At 69.9% G+C, this 17,258-nt stretch carries 15 protein-coding genes and 1 tRNA gene; 11 read left to right on the top strand and 5 right to left on the bottom strand.

Annotation, left to right across the window (positions count from 1 at the left end; translation table 11 throughout):
* The first annotated feature begins 32 nt into the window (after positions 1 to 32).
* From HNR14_RS03725 to HNR14_RS03710, 4 genes are all read left to right on the top strand, one after another.
* A complete protein-coding gene (locus tag HNR14_RS03725) occupies positions 33 to 1,199 on the top strand; it encodes a DNA polymerase III subunit delta' (RefSeq protein WP_179699942.1) in 1,167 nt (388 codons plus the stop codon).
* Positions 1,196 to 2,755 carry an alpha/beta fold hydrolase gene (locus tag HNR14_RS03720; protein ID WP_179699941.1) on the top strand — a complete coding sequence of 520 codons (1,560 nt, stop codon included), beginning with the start codon at positions 1,196 to 1,198 and terminating at the stop codon, positions 2,753 to 2,755. The genes HNR14_RS03725 and HNR14_RS03720 overlap by 4 nt, the downstream gene beginning before the upstream one ends.
* A 93-nt stretch (positions 2,756 to 2,848) precedes the next feature.
* Positions 2,849 to 3,520: a TetR family transcriptional regulator gene (locus tag HNR14_RS03715; protein WP_343064405.1), complete on the top strand. Its 672-nt coding sequence runs from the start codon at positions 2,849 to 2,851 to the stop codon at positions 3,518 to 3,520.
* A gap of 90 nt (positions 3,521 to 3,610) precedes the next feature.
* Positions 3,611 to 3,686 (top strand) — tRNA-Thr (locus tag HNR14_RS03710).
* Positions 3,687 to 3,752: 66 nt separating this feature from the next.
* Here HNR14_RS03710 and HNR14_RS21280 read toward each other — a convergent pair.
* Complete coding sequence (locus tag HNR14_RS21280; protein ID WP_179699940.1) at positions 3,753 to 4,805, bottom strand: oligopeptide/dipeptide ABC transporter ATP-binding protein; 1,053 nt, start codon at positions 4,803 to 4,805, stop codon at positions 3,753 to 3,755.
* Complete coding sequence (locus HNR14_RS03700) at positions 4,792 to 5,796, bottom strand: oligopeptide/dipeptide ABC transporter ATP-binding protein (RefSeq protein WP_179699939.1); 1,005 nt, start codon at positions 5,794 to 5,796, stop codon at positions 4,792 to 4,794. The genes HNR14_RS21280 and HNR14_RS03700 overlap by 14 nt, the downstream gene beginning before the upstream one ends.
* A 167-nt stretch (positions 5,797 to 5,963) precedes the next feature.
* Between HNR14_RS03700 and HNR14_RS03695 the strand changes: the two genes are divergently transcribed.
* The 7 genes from HNR14_RS03695 to HNR14_RS03665 are packed head-to-tail and all read left to right on the top strand — an operon-like array spanning position 5,964 to position 13,835.
* A complete protein-coding gene (locus HNR14_RS03695) occupies positions 5,964 to 7,172 on the top strand; it encodes a dipeptidase (RefSeq protein ID WP_021759304.1) in 1,209 nt (402 codons plus the stop codon).
* A complete protein-coding gene (locus HNR14_RS03690) occupies positions 7,172 to 8,788 on the top strand; it encodes an ABC transporter substrate-binding protein (protein WP_021759302.1) in 1,617 nt (538 codons plus the stop codon). Before HNR14_RS03695 ends, HNR14_RS03690 begins: the two co-directional genes overlap by 1 nt.
* A gap of 20 nt (positions 8,789 to 8,808) precedes the next feature.
* Entirely contained in the window at positions 8,809 to 9,771 is a 963-nt protein-coding gene (locus HNR14_RS03685; RefSeq protein WP_021759300.1) for an ABC transporter permease, read from the top strand.
* The gene (locus tag HNR14_RS03680; protein ID WP_179699938.1) at positions 9,768 to 10,685 is read left to right on the top strand and encodes an ABC transporter permease; all 918 of its coding nucleotides are present in this window, start codon (positions 9,768 to 9,770) and stop codon (positions 10,683 to 10,685) included. The genes HNR14_RS03685 and HNR14_RS03680 overlap by 4 nt, the downstream gene beginning before the upstream one ends.
* 35 nt (positions 10,686 to 10,720) lie before the next feature.
* Positions 10,721 to 11,893: a M24 family metallopeptidase gene (locus HNR14_RS03675; protein ID WP_179699937.1), complete on the top strand. Its 1,173-nt coding sequence runs from the start codon at positions 10,721 to 10,723 to the stop codon at positions 11,891 to 11,893.
* Between the two features lie 14 nt (positions 11,894 to 11,907).
* A complete protein-coding gene (locus tag HNR14_RS03670; protein WP_343064404.1) occupies positions 11,908 to 12,819 on the top strand; it encodes an alpha/beta fold hydrolase in 912 nt (303 codons plus the stop codon).
* Positions 12,753 to 13,835, top strand: coding sequence for an Lrp/AsnC family transcriptional regulator (locus tag HNR14_RS03665; protein WP_218874964.1), 1,083 nt, complete (start codon positions 12,753 to 12,755; stop codon positions 13,833 to 13,835). Before HNR14_RS03670 ends, HNR14_RS03665 begins: the two co-directional genes overlap by 67 nt.
* 84 nt (positions 13,836 to 13,919) lie before the next feature.
* Here the strand turns inward: HNR14_RS03665 and HNR14_RS03660 are convergent, their stop codons facing one another.
* The 3 genes from HNR14_RS03660 to HNR14_RS03650 all read right to left on the bottom strand — a co-directional run bounded on the left by HNR14_RS03660 (position 13,920) and on the right by HNR14_RS03650 (position 17,237).
* The gene (locus tag HNR14_RS03660; RefSeq protein ID WP_179699936.1) at positions 13,920 to 15,530 is read right to left on the bottom strand and encodes a hypothetical protein; all 1,611 of its coding nucleotides are present in this window, start codon (positions 15,528 to 15,530) and stop codon (positions 13,920 to 13,922) included.
* Positions 15,527 to 16,120, bottom strand: coding sequence for an RNA polymerase sigma factor (locus tag HNR14_RS03655; RefSeq protein WP_021759288.1), 594 nt, complete (start codon positions 16,118 to 16,120; stop codon positions 15,527 to 15,529). The genes HNR14_RS03660 and HNR14_RS03655 overlap by 4 nt, the downstream gene beginning before the upstream one ends.
* Before the next feature lie 61 nt (positions 16,121 to 16,181).
* A complete protein-coding gene (locus HNR14_RS03650) occupies positions 16,182 to 17,237 on the bottom strand; it encodes a substrate-binding domain-containing protein (protein ID WP_179699935.1) in 1,056 nt (351 codons plus the stop codon).
* Positions 17,238 to 17,258: the final 21 nt, after the last annotated feature.

The following is a 17,258-nucleotide window of genomic DNA, read 5'->3' as shown; positions in this document are numbered from 1 at the left end:
GGGTGTCCGCCGTGGACGCTAGCCTGGAACGCATGGCGGTGTGGGATGACCTGACGGGACAGGACGACGCCATCGCGGTCGTCCGCGCCGCGTCCGATGGGGCCGACGCCCGCAGCATGACCCACTCCTGGCTGATCACCGGCCCGCCGGGATCGGGGCGCTCCAATCTGGCCTACGCGTTCGCCACCGCCCTGCTCAGCCCGGGCACGCCCGATGGGGATCTCGCGACGCGGCGCCAGGTCGAAGCGCGGACGCATCCCGACCTCGCAGTGCTCAGCACCGAGCGCGTCATCATCTCCATCGACGAGGTGCGCACGCTGGTGTCGAGCTCCCAGTTCGCACCATCGGTGGGCCGCTACCGGGTGATGGTCATCGAGGACGCCGACCGCATGAGCGAGCGCACCTCCAACGTCCTGCTGAAGGCGCTGGAGGAGCCGCCGGAGCGGACGGTCTGGATCCTCTGCGCGCCGAGCGACGCCGACCTGCTCCCGACCATTCGCTCGCGGGTCCGCACCGTGCGGCTCAAGGTGCCCAGCGTGGCCGACGTCGCCACGCTCATCGAACGCCGTGACGGCGTCGACGCCACGACCGCCGAGCGCGCGGCTCGCCACGCGCAGAGCCACATCGGCATGGCGCACCGCCTCGCGACGAACGAGGAAGCGCGCCGTCGGCGCTCCGAGACGCTCACGCTCGCCCTCGGCATCCGCTCCGTCTCCGGCGCCGTCCTCGCGGCGGCTTCGCTGCTCGAGATCGCCGGCGCCGACGCGAAGGCGATCACCGAGGAGCGCGACGCGGAGGAGCGCGAGCATGCCCTGCGCTCGCTCGGCGTCGAGCCCGGCGGGACGGTGCCGCCCGCCCTCCGCGGCCAGCTGCGTCAGCTGGAGGAGGACCAGAAGCGGCGGGCGACGCGCAGCCTGCGCGACGGGATCGACCGCATCCTCGTCGACCTGCAGTCCCTCTACCGCGACGTGATGATGCTCCAGCTCGGCAGTGCCAGCGAACTCGTGAACCTCGAGCTGCTGGATCGCCTGGAGGCTCTCAGCGCTCATTCGACTCCCGCCGCTACGCTCGCGGCGATGGACGCGGTCCAGACGGCCCGCGAACGGATCGACGGAAACGTCGCACCGGCGCTGGCGCTGGAGGCGATGCTCACCACCATCCTTCGCGGCACCGCCGCGCGAAAGGGGACCGACCTGTGACCACCCGATCGGCCCGTCCCGGCGCCCGGCGACGCACTCTGCGACTGGCGTCCGTCGCGATCGCCGCGATCGCGGCCCTCACGCTGTCCGGCTGCGTGACCTGGTTCATCCCACCGAAGACGGCGGCGACCTCCACCCCGGTCCAGGAGGACGTCTCCGCCGCCCTCAAGCCCTTCTACGGTCAGGTGCTGAAATGGAGCAGCTGCTCCGGCGGCATGCAGTGCACGACCGCGAAGGCGCCGCTGAAGTGGGATGACCCGTCGGCGGGCGAGATCGAGCTCGCCCTCATCCGGCAGAAGGCCAAGGGCACCAAGCAGGGCTCCCTGCTGGTCAACCCCGGCGGCCCCGGTGCCTCCGGCTATGACTTCGTCAAGGACAGCGTCGGCTACGCGACCGACAGCACCCTGCAGGACCACTTCGACGTGGTGGGCTTCGACCCCCGCGGCGTCGGGCACTCGACCGCGGTGAAGTGCTACGACGCGAAGCAGATGGACGGCTACCTCTACGACATCACGCCCGGGGTGCGCGGTTCCGACGAATGGATCGCGGCCAACACGACATCCTCGACCGAGTTCGGCGCGGCGTGCTCCAAGAACACCGGGTCATTGCTCGACGAGGTGGACACAGTGAGCGCCGCCCGCGACCTCGACCTCCTGCGCGCCGTGCTCGGCGACACGAAGCTGAACTACCTGGGCTACTCCTACGGCACCTACCTCGGTGCGGTCTACGCCGACCTGTACCCGGGCAAGACCGGACGGCTGGTGCTCGATGGCGCTCTCGATCCCGCGGCCAGCAACTTCGATGTGACGAAGGTGCAGGCGCAGGGCTTCGAGAGCGCGCTGCGGGCGTACCTGACCGACTGCCTCACCCAGAAGGACTGCCCGTTCGACGGGACCGTGGATCAGGGGATGAAGACCATCGCCGCGCTCCTGGCCTCCGTCGAGAAGAGCCCCATCCGCAACGCGGACGGTCGTGAGCTCGGCGCGAACACGCTCGTGACGGCGATCATCTACCCGCTGTACGACGCGACGGCGTGGTCGTACCTCAGCCAGATGTTCGAGTCGGTCATGCGGGGGAGCGCTTCCGTCGCCTTCACCCTGGCCGACGCGTACAACAGCCGGGACAGCGACGGCACCTATTCGGACAACTCCACCGAGGCCTTCATGGCGATCAACTGCCTGGATTACTCGTACGACGCCGACCCGGCCACGATGCGTGCGCAGGCGGCGGAGCTCGCCAAGGATGCGCCCGTGATCGGCCCGTACATGGCGTACGGCGACATCGGCTGCGCGACCTGGCCGTACAAGACGACCGTGAAGCGCGGCCCGATCGCCGCGGCGGGGTCCGCGCCCATTCTGGTCGTGGGCACCACCAACGACCCCGCGACCCCGTACGTGTGGGCGAAGAACCTCGCGGGCGAGCTGGAGAACGGCCACCTCCTCACCTACAAGGGCGAAGGCCACACGGCGTACAACAAGTCGAACTCGTGCGTGAACTCCACCGTCGACGACTTCCTCGTGAAGGGGACGCTGCCCGCCGACGGCAAGACGTGTTGACCGGTCGGCGCGACGTCACACTCGCTCGGTCGAGTGGTGCAATTTTGCAGAGGATGAAATAATCTGCGTGTGACTGTGGCACCTGATTCAGCGGTGGATACCGAACTCGGCCTGCGCGAGCGAAAGCGGATCGCGACGCGGCGCGCCATCCAGCTCGCCGCGCTCACCCTGACCAGCGAGCGCGGTTTCGACCGGGTCACCATCGATGAGATCAGCCACGCCGCGAACGTCTCGCCGCGCACGTTCTTCAACTACTTCCCCTCCAAGGAGACGGCGATCATCGGGGAGCTTCCCGAGCTCCCGGACGAGGACGACATCGAGCGGTTCATCGCCGCCGGCCCGGAGGAGTCCATCCTGCACGGGATGAGCCTCCTCCTGATCGCGGCGATCGACGGCGGCGACCTCGGTGAGCCCGCCCTCTCCGCTCCCGGCGAGACGGCGGCGAGCCTGCAGGAGATGCACACCCTCCGCCGGGCCCTCCTCAAGGACAACCCCGAACTCTTCGCGCAGCGGATGGCGAGCATGCACAAGTTCGAGGATGCGCTGAGCGCGGTCGTGCAGCGCCGCCTCGCTCACGACGACCCGGCTCTCGCGGAAGACGCGGAGGCGCTGCACCAGCGCGCCCGCCTCGTCACCTACGTCGCGTTCGCCGGCATGCGCCACGCCTGGTCGTGCTGGGCCGACCACGGCGGCGTCGAGCCGCTCGCCGACCGCCTCCGCAGCTCCTTCGACCAGCTGCAGGCACTCGGCTCGCAGGTGCACTGACTCGTCCGTCCGAGCCTCCCGGGTGGTCGTGAACACCCCGCCGCATCGGGTAAGCTATCTGACTGTGCGCCGAGCGGAAGCCCGGCCCACGCCGCCCTAGCTCAGTCGGCAGAGCATCTCACTCGTAATGAGAAGGTCAAGGGTTCGATTCCCTTGGGCGGCTCCACAGAAACACGAACGGCCCGCGGAGATCCGCGGGCCGTTCGGCTTTTTCCTGGTGAGGGATCGAGGGCTACCCCGCCAGCACCGCCTCCTCGGCGTGGTGGCATGCCACGTCGCGCAGGGGGATGCCGGGGCCGGCGAGAGCGTGCAGCGGCGGGACGATCTCGCGGCACTCGTCGGTGGCCATCCAGCAGCGCGGGTTGAAGCGGCAGCCGGCGGGCGGGTCGACCGGTGACGGGGGCTCGCCGCCGAGGATGCGCCGCTGCGACAGGCGGCCGCGCCCCTCCCGCGTCGCCGTCGGGGTCGCCGACAGCAGGGCCTGCGTGTACGGGTGGGAGGGGTGGTCGTAGATCGCGTCGGTGTCGCCGATCTCGGCGATGCGGCCGAGGTACATGACGGCGACGCGGTCGGCGATGTGGCGGACGACCGAGAGGTCGTGGGCGATGAAGACGATCGAGACGCCGAGGCGGCGGCGGATGTCGCCGAGGAGGTTGATGACCTGGGCCTGCACTGAGACGTCGAGGGCGGAGACGGGCTCGTCGCAGACGAGCACATCCGGGTCGAGCGCGAGCGCCCGCGCGATGCCGATGCGCTGCCGCTGGCCGCCGGAGAACTGGTGGGCGAATCGGCCGAGCATGTCCTCGCCCAGGCCGACGAGCTCCAGGAGCTCGACAGCGCGGGCGCGCCGATCGGACCGGTTCATGGCGTGGGCGGCGGCGATGGGCTCGGTGACGATATCGAGCACGGTCATGCGCGGGTCGAGGGAGGCGTACGGGTCCTGGAAGATCATCTGCACGCCCTGACGCAGGTGCTTGCGGTCGCTCAGCCGGCCGCGACCGACGTCGCGACCACGGTAGGTGAGCGTCCCGTCGTCGGGGCGTTCCAGTCCGACGAGCATGCGCGCCAGGGTGGACTTGCCGCACCCGGACTCGCCCACGATGCCGAGCACCTCGCCGGCGTGCAGCTCGAGGCTGACGCCGTCCACGGCGGAGACCGTGGCGGGGCGGAGGCGCGAGCCGGTGGGGAAGCGGCGGGCGAGGCCGGAGGCCCCGAGCACGATCTCGCGGGTGTCGCCCTCCGGGCGGGGGAGCACGGCGGCGGGGCGGGGGTCAGACGAGTTCACCGATGAGCTCCTCGGATCGGAGGCAGGCGGCGCGCCGGCCGATGGCGACCTCGACGAGCGGAGGCCGGGTGGTCGCGCACGCGTCCACCGCGAGGTGGCAGCGCGGGTGGAACGAGCAGCCGCGGGGAACACGCGCGGGGCTGGGCGGGGACCCGGGGATGGTGAGCAGATCGGAGCCGCGCTGGGCGGCCTGCGGCACGGATCGCAGCAGCGCCTCGGTGTAGGGATGGGCGGGGTGTGCGAAGACGGTGTCGGCGCTGCCGCTCTCGACGATCCGCCCCGCGTACATCACGGAGACGTGATCGGCGACCTCCATGACGACACCGAGGTCGTGGGTGATGAGCAGGATGCCCATCCCGAGCTGGTCGCGCAGTGAACCGAGCAGGTCGAGGATCTGCGCCTGCACCGTCACGTCGAGTGCGGTGGTCGGCTCGTCGGCGATCAGAAGCTCGGGGTCGAGCGCGATCGCCATGGCGATCAGGATGCGCTGCCGCATGCCGCCGGAGAACTGGTGCGGGTAGTCGTCGACGCGACGGGAGGGCGCGGGGATGCCGACGAGGCCGAGCAGATCGATCGCGCGGGCGCGAGCCTGCCGGCGACCGGCCCGTCGGTGCACGCGGAACAGCTCGCCGATCTGGTCCCCGATGGTCATCACGGGGTTCAGGGCCGAGAGGGCGTCCTGCAGCACGAGGGCGATGCGCTCGCCGCGGAGCCGCCGCCGGCCCTCCTCGTTCAGGGTGAGGAGGTCGACGTCGCCGAGACGCAGCTCGTCGGCGCTGACGCGGGAGTACTCGTCGCCGAGGCCCATGATCGCGCGGGCGGTCACGGACTTGCCGGAGCCGGACTCGCCGAGCAGCGCGACGAACTCGCCGCGGCCGACGCTGATGTCCACCTCGCGCACGGCCGGGATGTCCGGCCCGGAGCCGGTGAACGCGACGGAGAGGTTGCGTACCCGCAACACCTCGTCGCCGGAGGGATTCGTAGTGTCCACGCTGACATCCTTGCATGTGAGTGATTTCCGGAATGTTTCAATTGGGAAACAGATTTGCCGAATTTTCAAACTCATGTTGACACAGATGCCGGATATCGGCGAGATTGTGTCCTACTGCGCCAGGTGCGCACCGCGACCAACACCTCACCAGGAACGAAGGAGAAAGCGTGCTCGACCCCTCCCCGCGCTACACCGGCTACACGGCCTACGACTACCTCGAGGCCGGCAAGGACTACCGGGAGTTCCGCTACGCCCAGCAGATCGGCCGCGTGCCCGCCTACGCCGGACTCGGCCTCAGCGACGCCCAGGCGGAGCGCACCACGCGCCTGCTGACCGAGTCCACCGTGATCTCGCTGCACGACCACGTACAGGTCTTCCCCGAGGACATGACCCAGCTCCGCGACCACATCCGCCAGGGCCGCGAACCAACCGGCTATGAGGGCCTCAGCCGCTCGGGCATCACGGCCGTCTTCGACAACGGGATGGACGGCACCTGCTGCATCTCGAGCGACGCCGGCTGGAAGTACCAGGACGTGCTGTTCGACCTCGGCGTGCGCATGGCCGACCTCGCGCACCAGGACTTCGTCATCAAGGGCGAGACGATCAAGGACATCGAGTACGCGGCCGCGACCGGCCGCATCGCGCACGTCTTCGCGCTCGAGGCCTCCACGATGATCGAGAACGAGGTCGACCGGCTCGACGTGCTCTACGGCTTCGGCGTGCGCCAGATGGGCATCGCCTACTCGGAGGCCAACACCCTCGGCTCCGGCCTCAAGGAGCGCGGCGACGGCGGCCTCACCTACTTCGGCGAGCGCGCGGTCGAGCGGATGAACAAGCTCGGCATCGCGATCGACGTCTCGCACTCGGGCGACCGCACGGCCGTGGACGCGATCAAGGCCTCCACGAAGCCGACCTTCATCACCCACGCCGGCGCCCGCGGACTCTGGCCGACGAACCGCATGAAGACGGACGAGACGATCATCGAGTGCGCGAAGCGCGGCGGCGTGATCGGCATCGAGGCGGCGCCGCACACCACGCTGTCCCCGTCGCACCCGCGGCACTCGCTGGAGTCGGTGATGGACCACTTCCAGTACTGCGTCGACCTGGTCGGCCTCGAGCACGTCAGCTTCGGCCCCGACACGCTCTTCGGCGACCACGTCGGCCTGCACGACGCCTTCTCGTCCAACCTGTCCCTCGGGCAGGCGCACGGGACGGTCGACTACGAGAAGGTCGAGTACGTCGACGGCCTCGAGAACCCGGCCGAGGAGTTCTACAACATCATCGGCTGGCTGGTGAAGCACGACTACTCCGACGACGAGATCCGCGCCGTCGTGGGTGGCAACACTCTGCGGGTCCTGAAGGAGGTGTGGGTCTGATGCGCCCACGGAAGATCGCACTCGCCGCTGCGGTGCTCGCCGCGTCGGCGCTCGCCCTGAGCGCCTGCGCCCCGAGCGCCCCGCCCGCCGCCTCCACGGCGACGGCCGGATCGCAGACGCTCTCGGTGGCCACCACCACCGACGTCGTGAACTACAACCCGCTCGTCGGCAACAGCCGCAGCGACTACTGGATCACGAACCTCATGTACCCGCACCTCCTGAGCATCGCGAACGACGGCTCGAAGGAGCCGCAGGTCGCGACCAAGTGGGGCTACGTGGACGACACCACCGGCTTCTACGAGATCCGCGACGACCTGAAGTGGAGCGACGGCGAGCCGCTGACCGCCGAGGACGTGGCCTGGACGATGAACGCGGTCAAGAAGGACAAGCCCTCCGGCACCTTCTACGGCCAGCTCACCAACCTCGACACGGCGAAGGCCGTCTCGAAGACGCGGGTCGAGTTCACCCTCACCAAGCCGGACTCGTCGATCGTCGAGGAGATCGGCTTCTGGGGCAACATCGTCCCGAAGCACGTCTTCGAGAAAGCGGAGTCGGTGGCGACGTTCCCGAACGACGGCAGCGACGGCGGCTGGGTCAGCGCCGGACCGTACAAGCTGACCAAGGTGCAGATCGGGCAGAGCTACACGCTGGAGCGCGTGGAGGACTACCCGCTGGTCGAGGGCGGCACCCCGCTCTCCGCCTCGGTCGTCTACCGCGTGTTCCCGGACATCAACACCGAGATCCTCGCGCTGCAGAGCGGCGAGGTCGACGTGATCGCCAACGCCCTCCCGCCGGCGCAGGTCGCCAAGCTGAAGGCGACGAGCGGCATCGCCGTCGAGGAGGCCGTCGGCCTCGGCTACGCGCACATGACCTACAACATGAACAACCCGGACCTGGCCAAGGTCGAGGTGCGGCAGGCGCTCGCGCACGCCGTCGACTACGACGCCATCCGCAAGGTCGTGCTGCAGGGTCAGGCCGTCTCGACCGGCTCCAGCCCGCTGATGCCGGTGCTGAAGGACTACTACGACAAGTCGATCAAGGAGTACGCGTTCGACACCGACGAGTCGCGGAAGCTGATGGAGAAGGCGGGCTACACCGCCGGCTCCGACGGCATGTTCCCGCTGAAGTTCCGTCTCATCTACTCGCTGCAGGACAGCGTCACCAGCCAGTGGGCGACCCTGGTGAAGGACAGCGCGGCGAAGGCGGGCATCGCGATCGAACTGCAGGGCACCGAGCGCAACACGTACCTCGCGATGACCAACAAGGGCGACTTCGACATCTACGCCGGCAACTTCGCCATCATGGACGACCCGGTGACGAACATGACGCTGGCGTACCTGCCCGGCGGCGCCATCAACTACACCTACGTCGACGACGCGAAGCTCAACGACCTGATCGCCCAGGGCACCGCGACGACCGACAAGGACGACAAGGTGAAGCTGATGCGCGAGGCCGCGAAGATCGTGCGGGACAACGTGTACGACAACATCATGTACACGCAGAACCTGTACTTCGCCCACAGCTCGAAGTGGACCGGGTTCGTCTCGAAGCCCAGCGAGCTGCTCTCCATCGTCAACCCGGTGTCGCTGGCCAGCGCGCACCCGGCCGGCAAGTAACCGAAAGCAGGGAGACCCGCGTGTCCCGGTTCCTGTTCCTCCTCCCACGGCTCGGCCGGGGTCTGCTCACGATCTGGTTCGCCGTGACCGTGACGTTCCTCCTGCTGCGCCTGCTGCCCGGAGACCCGGCGCTGGCCGTCGCCAGCCCGAACATGACCGAGGATGCGCGGGCCGCCCTGCTTCAGCAGTACGGCCTCGATCAGCCGATGATCGTGCAGTACGGCATCTACCTGTGGCAGCTCGTCCAGGGCAACCTCGGGGTGTCGTTCACGCAGTCCATCCCGGTGCTGGACGTGCTGATGCAGCGCCTCCCCTGGACGCTGCTGCTCACCGGCACGGCGCTCGTGGCCACGGTGGTGGTCGGCATCCCGCTCGGGGTGCTGGCCGCCTCCCACCGCGGGCGGTTCCTGGACCGGCTCGTGCAGATCGTCGGCGTGACCGGCCAGTCCATCTTCGTCCCGAGTATCGGCGTGCTGCTGCTCTTCGTCTTCGGGCTGATGCTCGGCTGGCTGCCGATCGGCGGGGCGTACGACCAGGACGCCTACGGGCTCGCCTGGTACGGGAGCGTCGCGACGCACCTGATCCTGCCGGCGCTCTCGCTCATGCTCGTGCAGCTCGGCTCGTACGTGCTCACGATGCGCTCGACGCTCATCGACGCACTGGGGGAGGACTACACGACGCTGGCTCGGGCGAACGGCCTGCCTTACCGCCGGGTGCTGTGGAAGCACGCGCTGCGCAACGCGCTGCTGCCGACCACCACGCTCATCGGCCTCCAGCTCGGCTTCCTCGTCGGCGGGGCGGTGCTCACCGAGACCGTGTTCGCCTACCCCGGCATCGGCCGTGGCATCTACGAGGCCGTCACCCAGCTCGACTTCCCCGTCCTCCAGGGCGCGTTCCTGATGCTCGCGATCACGGTCGTGGTCGCGAACATGATCACGGACACCGTCTACGGTTTCCTCGACCCGAGAGTGAAGAAGGCATGACGACCGACGCGACCGTCCAGAACGCGGCGACCGTCACCGAGGAGGCGGTCGGGCTCGAACCCGTCGCCCTCGGCAACGGCCGCGCGAGCGCCCAGACCTGGAAGGCCTTCCGCCGGGAGCCGCTCGGGATGCTGGCCCTCGGCGTGCTCATCCTGCTCACCATCGTCGCGATCGGCGCCCCGCTGATCGCCCCCTACCCGCCGAGCTACGGCGACCCCGTGCTCGCGGCCCCGAGCCTCGCGCACTGGTTCGGCACCGACAGCCTCGGCCGCGACGTGTTCGGCGAGGTGGTCTGGGGCTCGCAGCAGAGCATCCTGGTGGCCGTCGCCGCCTCCGCCATCGCCATCGTGGTCGGCACGCTGATCGCCGTGGTCGGCGCCTACTTCCAGCGGCTGGACGGAATCATCAGCGTGCTGGTCGACCTCACCCTGTCGCTCCCGGTGCTGCCGCTGATGATCCTCATCGCCGCCCTCGTCGGCCCGAGCACGGGCACCATCATCCTCGTGGTCGCCGCCTTCTCGTGGCCCGAGGTCACCCGCCTCGTGCGCTCGCAGGCCCTCACCGTGGTGCGCCTGCCCTACGTCGACGCCGCCCGGCTGATGACGACGTCGCCGCTGTGGATCATCGTCCGGCACGTCGTCCCGGCCGTCACGCCCGTCATCGTCGTCTCGGTCGTGGTCACGGCCTCCCGTGCCGTCCTGTCGGCCGCCGGCCTCGCCTTCCTCGGCCTCGGCGACCCGAACGTGTGGTCGTGGGGCCGCATCCTCTACGAGGCCCAGCAGTCGGGCGCCATGTCGAGCGCCTGGTGGCTGACCCTGTTCCCGTCCATCGCCATCCTGCTCCTGGTGCTCTCCGCGACGCTGCTGTCGATCGCGTACAACGACGCCCGCAACCCGCGGTCGCGTCGCCGCTGACCCGCCGCACCGACCCGACGATCCGAAGGAGGACCGTGTTCACCACCCGCCTGAGCGCCGACGCGCTCGACCGGCTGCAGGAGCGCGTGCGCGAGCGCATGCGCTCCGCCGGACTCGACGCGCTGCTGACCGACGCGCCCGAGGACGTCGCCTACCTCACCGGCTTCTTCCACCACCCCTGCGAGCGGCCCGTGGCCGTGTGGCTCGGCGCCGACGGCGGCGCCGTGCTGCTGGTGCCCGAACTGGAGCGCGAGAACGCCGAGCGGCAGGAGGCCCGCGCCGAGATCGTCTCGTACGCCGAGTTCCCGGGCGTCGTGTCTCCGTTCCGCGCCCTCGCCTCCCGGGTGGGCCGCGCCGGCCGCGTCGGCTATTCGACGGGGATGACCTGGGAGCGCCGGCACGCCGCCTTCGCCGAACTGAGCGTGGGCGAGGCCGTCCCCACCCCGATCGTGACCGTCGCCCGCTACATCAAGCTTCCTGAGGAGGTCGCGCTGCATGCGGAGGCAGCGCGGATCACCGACCTCATGCTCGAAGCGGGCGTCGCCCTGGTGCGCGAGAGCATCACGGCGGGCGCGGCCCTGCCGACGGAGGCCGAACTGGCCTCGCACGTCGGCGGGGTCGGCGTCTCCACGATGTACGCCGAGCACGACGATGTGATCGTCGTCTCGCCGCTTGCGGGCGGTCTGGTCTACGCGGGCGCCAACTCCGCCTACCCGCACGGCCTCCCCTCCGGGTACCGGCTGCAGCGGGGCGACACGTTCATGCTCTCCCTCGGCTGCGCCGTCGGCGGACGCTTCGTGGAAGGCGAGCGCACGTTCGTGCTCGGCGAGCCGAGCGCGGAGCAGCGCCGGTATCACGACGCCGTGCGGCTCGCGCAGGAGGTCGGCGGCCGCGCCATCCGCCCGGGCCGCGAGTGCCGCAACGCCAACCGCAACTGCCTCGACGTGATCCGCGACGCGGGCCTCGGGGAGTACCTGCGGCACCGCCAGGGCCACGGCATCGGCCTCGGGATGCACGAGCCGCCGTGGCTCGAGGACGGCGACGAGACCCCGCTCGAGGCAGGCATGATCGTCTCGAACGAGCCGGGGATCTACATCCCGGGCCACGCCGGCTACCGCATCTCGGACAGCATGCTGGTGACGGCGGACGGCTCGCGCCCGCTCACCGCCTTCCCCCGCGATCTCGATTCCTGCACCATCGCACTCTGAAGAAAGGACCCACCGTGACCGGAAACCAGGACGTCTCCCCGGAGTTCGCCGCCGCGACCACCACCGCCGAGTTCGTGGAGATCAACGGCAACCGCCTCGCCGTGGAGGTGCTCGGCCCGGAGGGCGCGCCGGTGATCATCACGCACCACGGGGCGCCCGGACTCGGCTCGCGGGCCGAGCCGCGCGCCAGCTTCGGCCGCCTCGCCGACGAGTACCGCGTGGTCGTCTTCGACGCACGCGGGTCGGGCGAGAGCGAAGGCGCGGGGGAGTTCAGCCACGAGCAGTGGGCGGCCGACATCGACGGCCTCCGCGAGTGGATCGGCGCCGAGCAGATCATCATGGCCGGCGGCTCCTACGGCGGCTTCATGTCGATGGAGTACGCCATCCGGTACCCGGACCGCGTGCGGGCGCTCGTCCTGCGCGACACCGCGCCGGACAACACCCACTCGGAGCTGTCCCGCGCCAACGCGCTCGCCTCCGACCGCGTCACCGTCGACATGGAGAAGTTCGACCGCATCGACGAGGGCCGGGTGCGCGACGACGCCGACCTGCGCGACTGCTGGCGCGAGATCCTCCCGCTCTACGACTTCGTCTACGACCCTGCGGCGGTCGAGCGCAAGGTCGAGGCGACCCCGTACCGCTACGAGGCGCACAACTACGCGTTCTCCCACAACCTGCCGAACTATGATCTGAAGGGGGCTCTCCCCGGGATCAGCGCTCCGACCCTGGTCACGGTGGGCCGCACGGACTGGATCACCCCGGTCTCGTGCAGCGAGACGATCGTCTCGCTCATCCCGGACGCGCGGCTGGCGATCTTCGAGAAATCGGGGCATTCGCCGCAGATCGAGGAGGCGGAGGAATGGACGGCCACCGTACGCGGCTTCCTGCACCAGGCCGCGCCGCCCCGGTCGGGCACGGACGCGTGAAGGCGCTCGACACCCTCGACGAACTCGACCGCAAGATCATCGTCGCCCTGCAGCACGACGGGCGCGCCAGCTGGACCGCGATCGCCGACATGGTCGGCAGCTCGACCGCGACGGTCGCGCGCCGAGGTCAGCAGCTGGTCGCCGACGGCGTCGTGCGCATCGCGATCGTCCCCGCGCTCGGCAGCTCGGGGCAGGTGGACTCCTTCCTCGTGCGCCTGAACTGCCGGCCGGGCACGCAGCTGGAGGTGGCGGCCGCGCTCGTGGCGCACGAGGACGTCCGCTTCCTCACCCTCGTGACCGGTCAGTACGACATCATGGCCGAGGTCGTCGTGACGGGAGGAGCTGCGCACTATCCGAAGCTCATCCAGTCGCTGCAGTCGATCGCGGGCATCAAGCGCTGGCGCAGCGACATCATCATGCACGTCTACAAGGTGCGGCACGACTGGAGCCGGCAGCTCTACGCCGAGACCATGAAGCTGCCCGCCGAGTCGGAGAAGACGTCCCTCGTCGACCCGGAGTACTGCGAGCCCGCCCACTTCGACGACGCCGACCGCCGCATCCTGACCGAGTTGCGCGAGGACGGCCGGGTGACGTTCCAGTCGATCGGCGACAAGACCGGCATGAACGAATCGAGCGTGCGCCGACGCTTCGACCGCCTGCGCGCGAAGGGCTGCGTCGACATCCTGACCCTCGTCCCGGCCGCCGCGCTCGGGATGGGGGCGGAGACGCTGCTGCTGGTCCGTGTCGCCCCGGCGCGCCTGGAGGCGGTGGCGAACGCGCTCTCGGAGTACCCGGCCGTGCGGTACCTCGCGGCGATCCTGGACGACAACTCGCTCTTCTGCGAGCTGATCACGCCATCGGTCGCCGAGCTGAACGACTTCATCTCGCACACCCTGTCGGCGCTGGAGGGCGTCGAAGGCTGGACGGGAGCGATGGAGCTGCTCTACCTCAAGCGCGGTTTCGTGGAGACCCCGTGGTGGCGCACCCAGGTCGGAGTCGGCGCTCTCGAGGGCTAGCGCGACTGCGGCTCCCCGGGACGTTTGCGTGCCGTCGCGCGGCCGCATTCGTACCGGGGAGCCGCAGTCGCAGCCCGAGCCCGCTCAGCCGATCGACTCCACATGGTTCCCGAACGACCGGACCAGGTACCCTCCTGCGAAGTTCCAGCGCTCGCCCTTCTGCAGCGGGAGCGTCCAGAGGGTCGCGCCGGTCGCTCCGTCGTAGGCCGTGCCGGTGGCGGAGTCGAACGGGTTCACGTAGACGTTCCGCTCCCCGAAGGCGGCGAAATAGTCGTACGGGATGCCCACTGCCGGGAGGAGCTCTCCGGTCTCACGATCGAACGAGCACGAACGATCCTGTGGGAAACGCACGGTGATCGCGTCCCGAGAGGCGTCCTCGTAGGCGCTCGGGACGCCGAGGAAGTCGACCGGGTCGCATCCCGTCAGCGACGTCTCCCACACCGTGTCGCCCGTCAGCTGATCGGTCAGCCGGACGGACGAACGATCGACGATCACGAGCTTGTCCGTCTGCGGAAGGGTGAAGTACTGGTCCCCGGGCCGGGCGCCCGGCGTCGTGACGGGGACCAGGTACGAGCCGGCGGTCGCTGGGAGCGACCATAGCCGGTTGCCCTTGTCGTCCAGCGCGACCGTGCTCGACGAGCCGTCCGGCGCCTGCGCGCGCCAGAGCGTCACCACATCCAGATTCCGGTCGAAGTCGCTCACCCCGGTCACCTTCGTCGGCGTGCCCGTCTCGAGGTCGACCATCGCGACCGATCGGATGGCGGGATCTCCGACCGTGTAGAGGACCGGGAGCGCATTGGGATCGCGCGTCCCCGAGGCGACGGACAGCTCGTCCGCGTCGACCTTGGTGCTCCACCGTGGATGGTCGGGGTCGCGCGGGTCGATGCGTGAGATGGTCCCTGCGTGCTCTGCTCGCGCCCGCATCGGGTCGGTGGCGACGATCAGGTCTCCGGACGGACCGGGGACGGGCACACCGTACGTGAGCGAAGGATCGAACGTCGCGACCGTCTCGCCGGTGGTCAGGTCGATCACGTCGTGCGCGCCGTTCACATCGTCGGCCGTCGTGAGGAGAGCGCGCCCAGACGTTCCGAGCATGCGGAACTGCGTGCCCTGAGAGGCGTTAGCCGGGTCGGAGACGTACTCCCATGTCCGCTGCCAGATGACCTCGCCGTCCGTCGTGTCGACCAGCGTGAGTCCGATCTTCTCGTCACGGCTGCCATCGGCGCAGGGGCCGCCCTCATACTCCTTCGGACGCATCCCGGAGAGGAAGACCGCGAGCCCGTCGTTCAGGTCGTAGGCCTGCGGAGACATCCGGCATCCGTCGTCGAGCCCCGGGAGGTCGAGTGCCCACCGGGTGGCCGGGGCGAGGGTGTCCACGTCGTGCGGGACGACGACGCCCGACTTCACCTCGATGCGCGGAGCCGTCGGCGTCGGGGTCGGCGTGGGTGTCGGCGTGATGCTCGGGGTGGGCGTCGTCGGCACCGGGACGGGCTCCGGTGAACCGAAGTGCAGTGCGCCCGTGAGGGCGAGAGCGGCCGTGCCTCCGGCGAGGAGCACGGCGGCGCCGACGAGTCCGCCGACGAGGGCGAACCGTGTGCGCGAGGGACGCGCGGGAGCGGAGGCGACGGTCTCGTGGAGGATGTCGCGGAGGGCGGCGCTGCGCGCCGGGTCGAAGACGGGGCCGGTGGTGGTCATTCTGCACCTCCTTCGAAGGCGGGGTGGACCGTGTCGGGGATGAGCGCGAGGTCGCCGAGGCGGCGCTTGGCGCGGGAGAGCCGGGACTTGACCGTTCCGACCGGGACGCCGAGCGTCCGTGCGGCTTCGGCGAGCGGCAGCTCTTCCAGCACGCAGAGCGTGATCACGTTCTGGTCGGCCGTGGAGAGGCTGCTGAACGCGTCCCGGACGCGACGGTCGCGCTCCTGATTGTCGAGACCGTCGGCGACGTCGTCGGCGTGGTCGGGCTGGTGCGCTGGTTCGGGCATGCGGGCGAGCGCCTCGCGGTGGCGGCGCTTGCTGCGTTCGAGGTTGTGGACCGTGTTGTTCGCCGTGACCAGCAGCCACGCGATGATCGACCCGTCCACGACGCGCACGGCGTCGCGTCGGCGCCAGGCCTCCAGGAAGACCATGGCGGTGACGTCCTCGGCGTCGTGCGGCTGCCGCACGAGGCGCAGCGCGTGGCCGAAGACGCGGTCGCGATGCGCGTCGAAGAGCGACGTGAACGCGTCCGGATCCCCGTCCCGCGCCCGGGACCAGGCGTCGGCCTCGTCCGTTCCAGCGTTGTTCATATCCCCTAGTGTCCGATCGGCGGAAAAGGTTCCATCCGAGTGTCCGGACCCCGGGATCAGGCTAGGCCAGCAGCTGCTCCAGCACGAGCGAGCGCGGTGTCGGGAGGCCGCCGACGGTCGACCGGCCGGTCACGAGGGTGCACTCGACCGAGGGGACGACGCTGGGGGCGTCCTGGTCGTCGTCGAGCTGCGCGACCAGCCACTCCACGGCGCGCGAGCCGACGGCGGCGAGCTGGGGGTCGATGGAGGTGAGGAAGAGTTCGCGCTCGCCCGCCTGCCCAGCGGTGTTGTCGAAGCCGACGATGGCGACGTCGTCGGGGACGCGCCTCCCGGACGCCTGCAGCTCGGCGGCCAGGCCGACCGCGATGGCGTCGTTGCCGGCGAAGATGCCGTCGAACTCCGCACCGGAGTCGATGAGGCGACGGGCCGAGTAGAAACCGGATTCCCGGGAGAAGGTCCCGTGGATCGGCTCGTGCGCGGGCTGCAGGCCGTGCGCTGCGAGTGCGGACGCGAATCCGCGCGCGCGACCGGCAACGGTGGCGAGCTCGGCTTCGGCGCTGACGTGGACCAGGCGCGTGCGGCCGAGGCCGATGAGGTGCTCGGCGGCGAGCCTGCCCGCCTGTTCGTCGTCGGGCAGGAAGACCGTGTCAGCGGGGTCGCTCGACTTGCCGAAGGCGTACGCGACCGGGCCGGCGAACTCCTGCGAGATCGATTGGCTGACGCCGTCGGCGCCGTCGCCGATCACGACGATGCCGTCGACCTGACGCGCCTGGAGCTCGCGGAAGTGGGAGTGCCGCAGGTCGATGCTGTGCGCGGCGTCGTACAGCACGCTCGCGAGGTTGAAGCGGCTGAGTGTGCGGTTCGTGCCGACGAGGACCGGCATACAGAAGGCGCCGGACGCGTTCTCGGCCAGGATGCCGATGGTGCGGCTGCGCCCGGACGCGGTGGCGCGGGCGAGGGCGTTGGGGCGGTAGTCCAGGCGTTCGGCGGCGGCGAGCACACGCTGACGGGTGGCGTCGGCGATCCGGCCGGAGTTGTTCATCACCTGGGACGCGGTCGCCAGCGAGACGCCGGCCGCCTGGGCGATGTCGACCAGTCTGACCGGTTTGGACTCCACGGATCGGCCCCCTTTCCTGCA

It is taken from the genome of Leifsonia naganoensis, assembly GCF_013410615.1.
Classification (GTDB): Bacteria; Actinomycetota; Actinomycetes; order Actinomycetales; family Microbacteriaceae; genus Leifsonia; species Leifsonia aquatica.
This window is presented reverse-complemented; position numbering and strand designations above follow the sequence as displayed.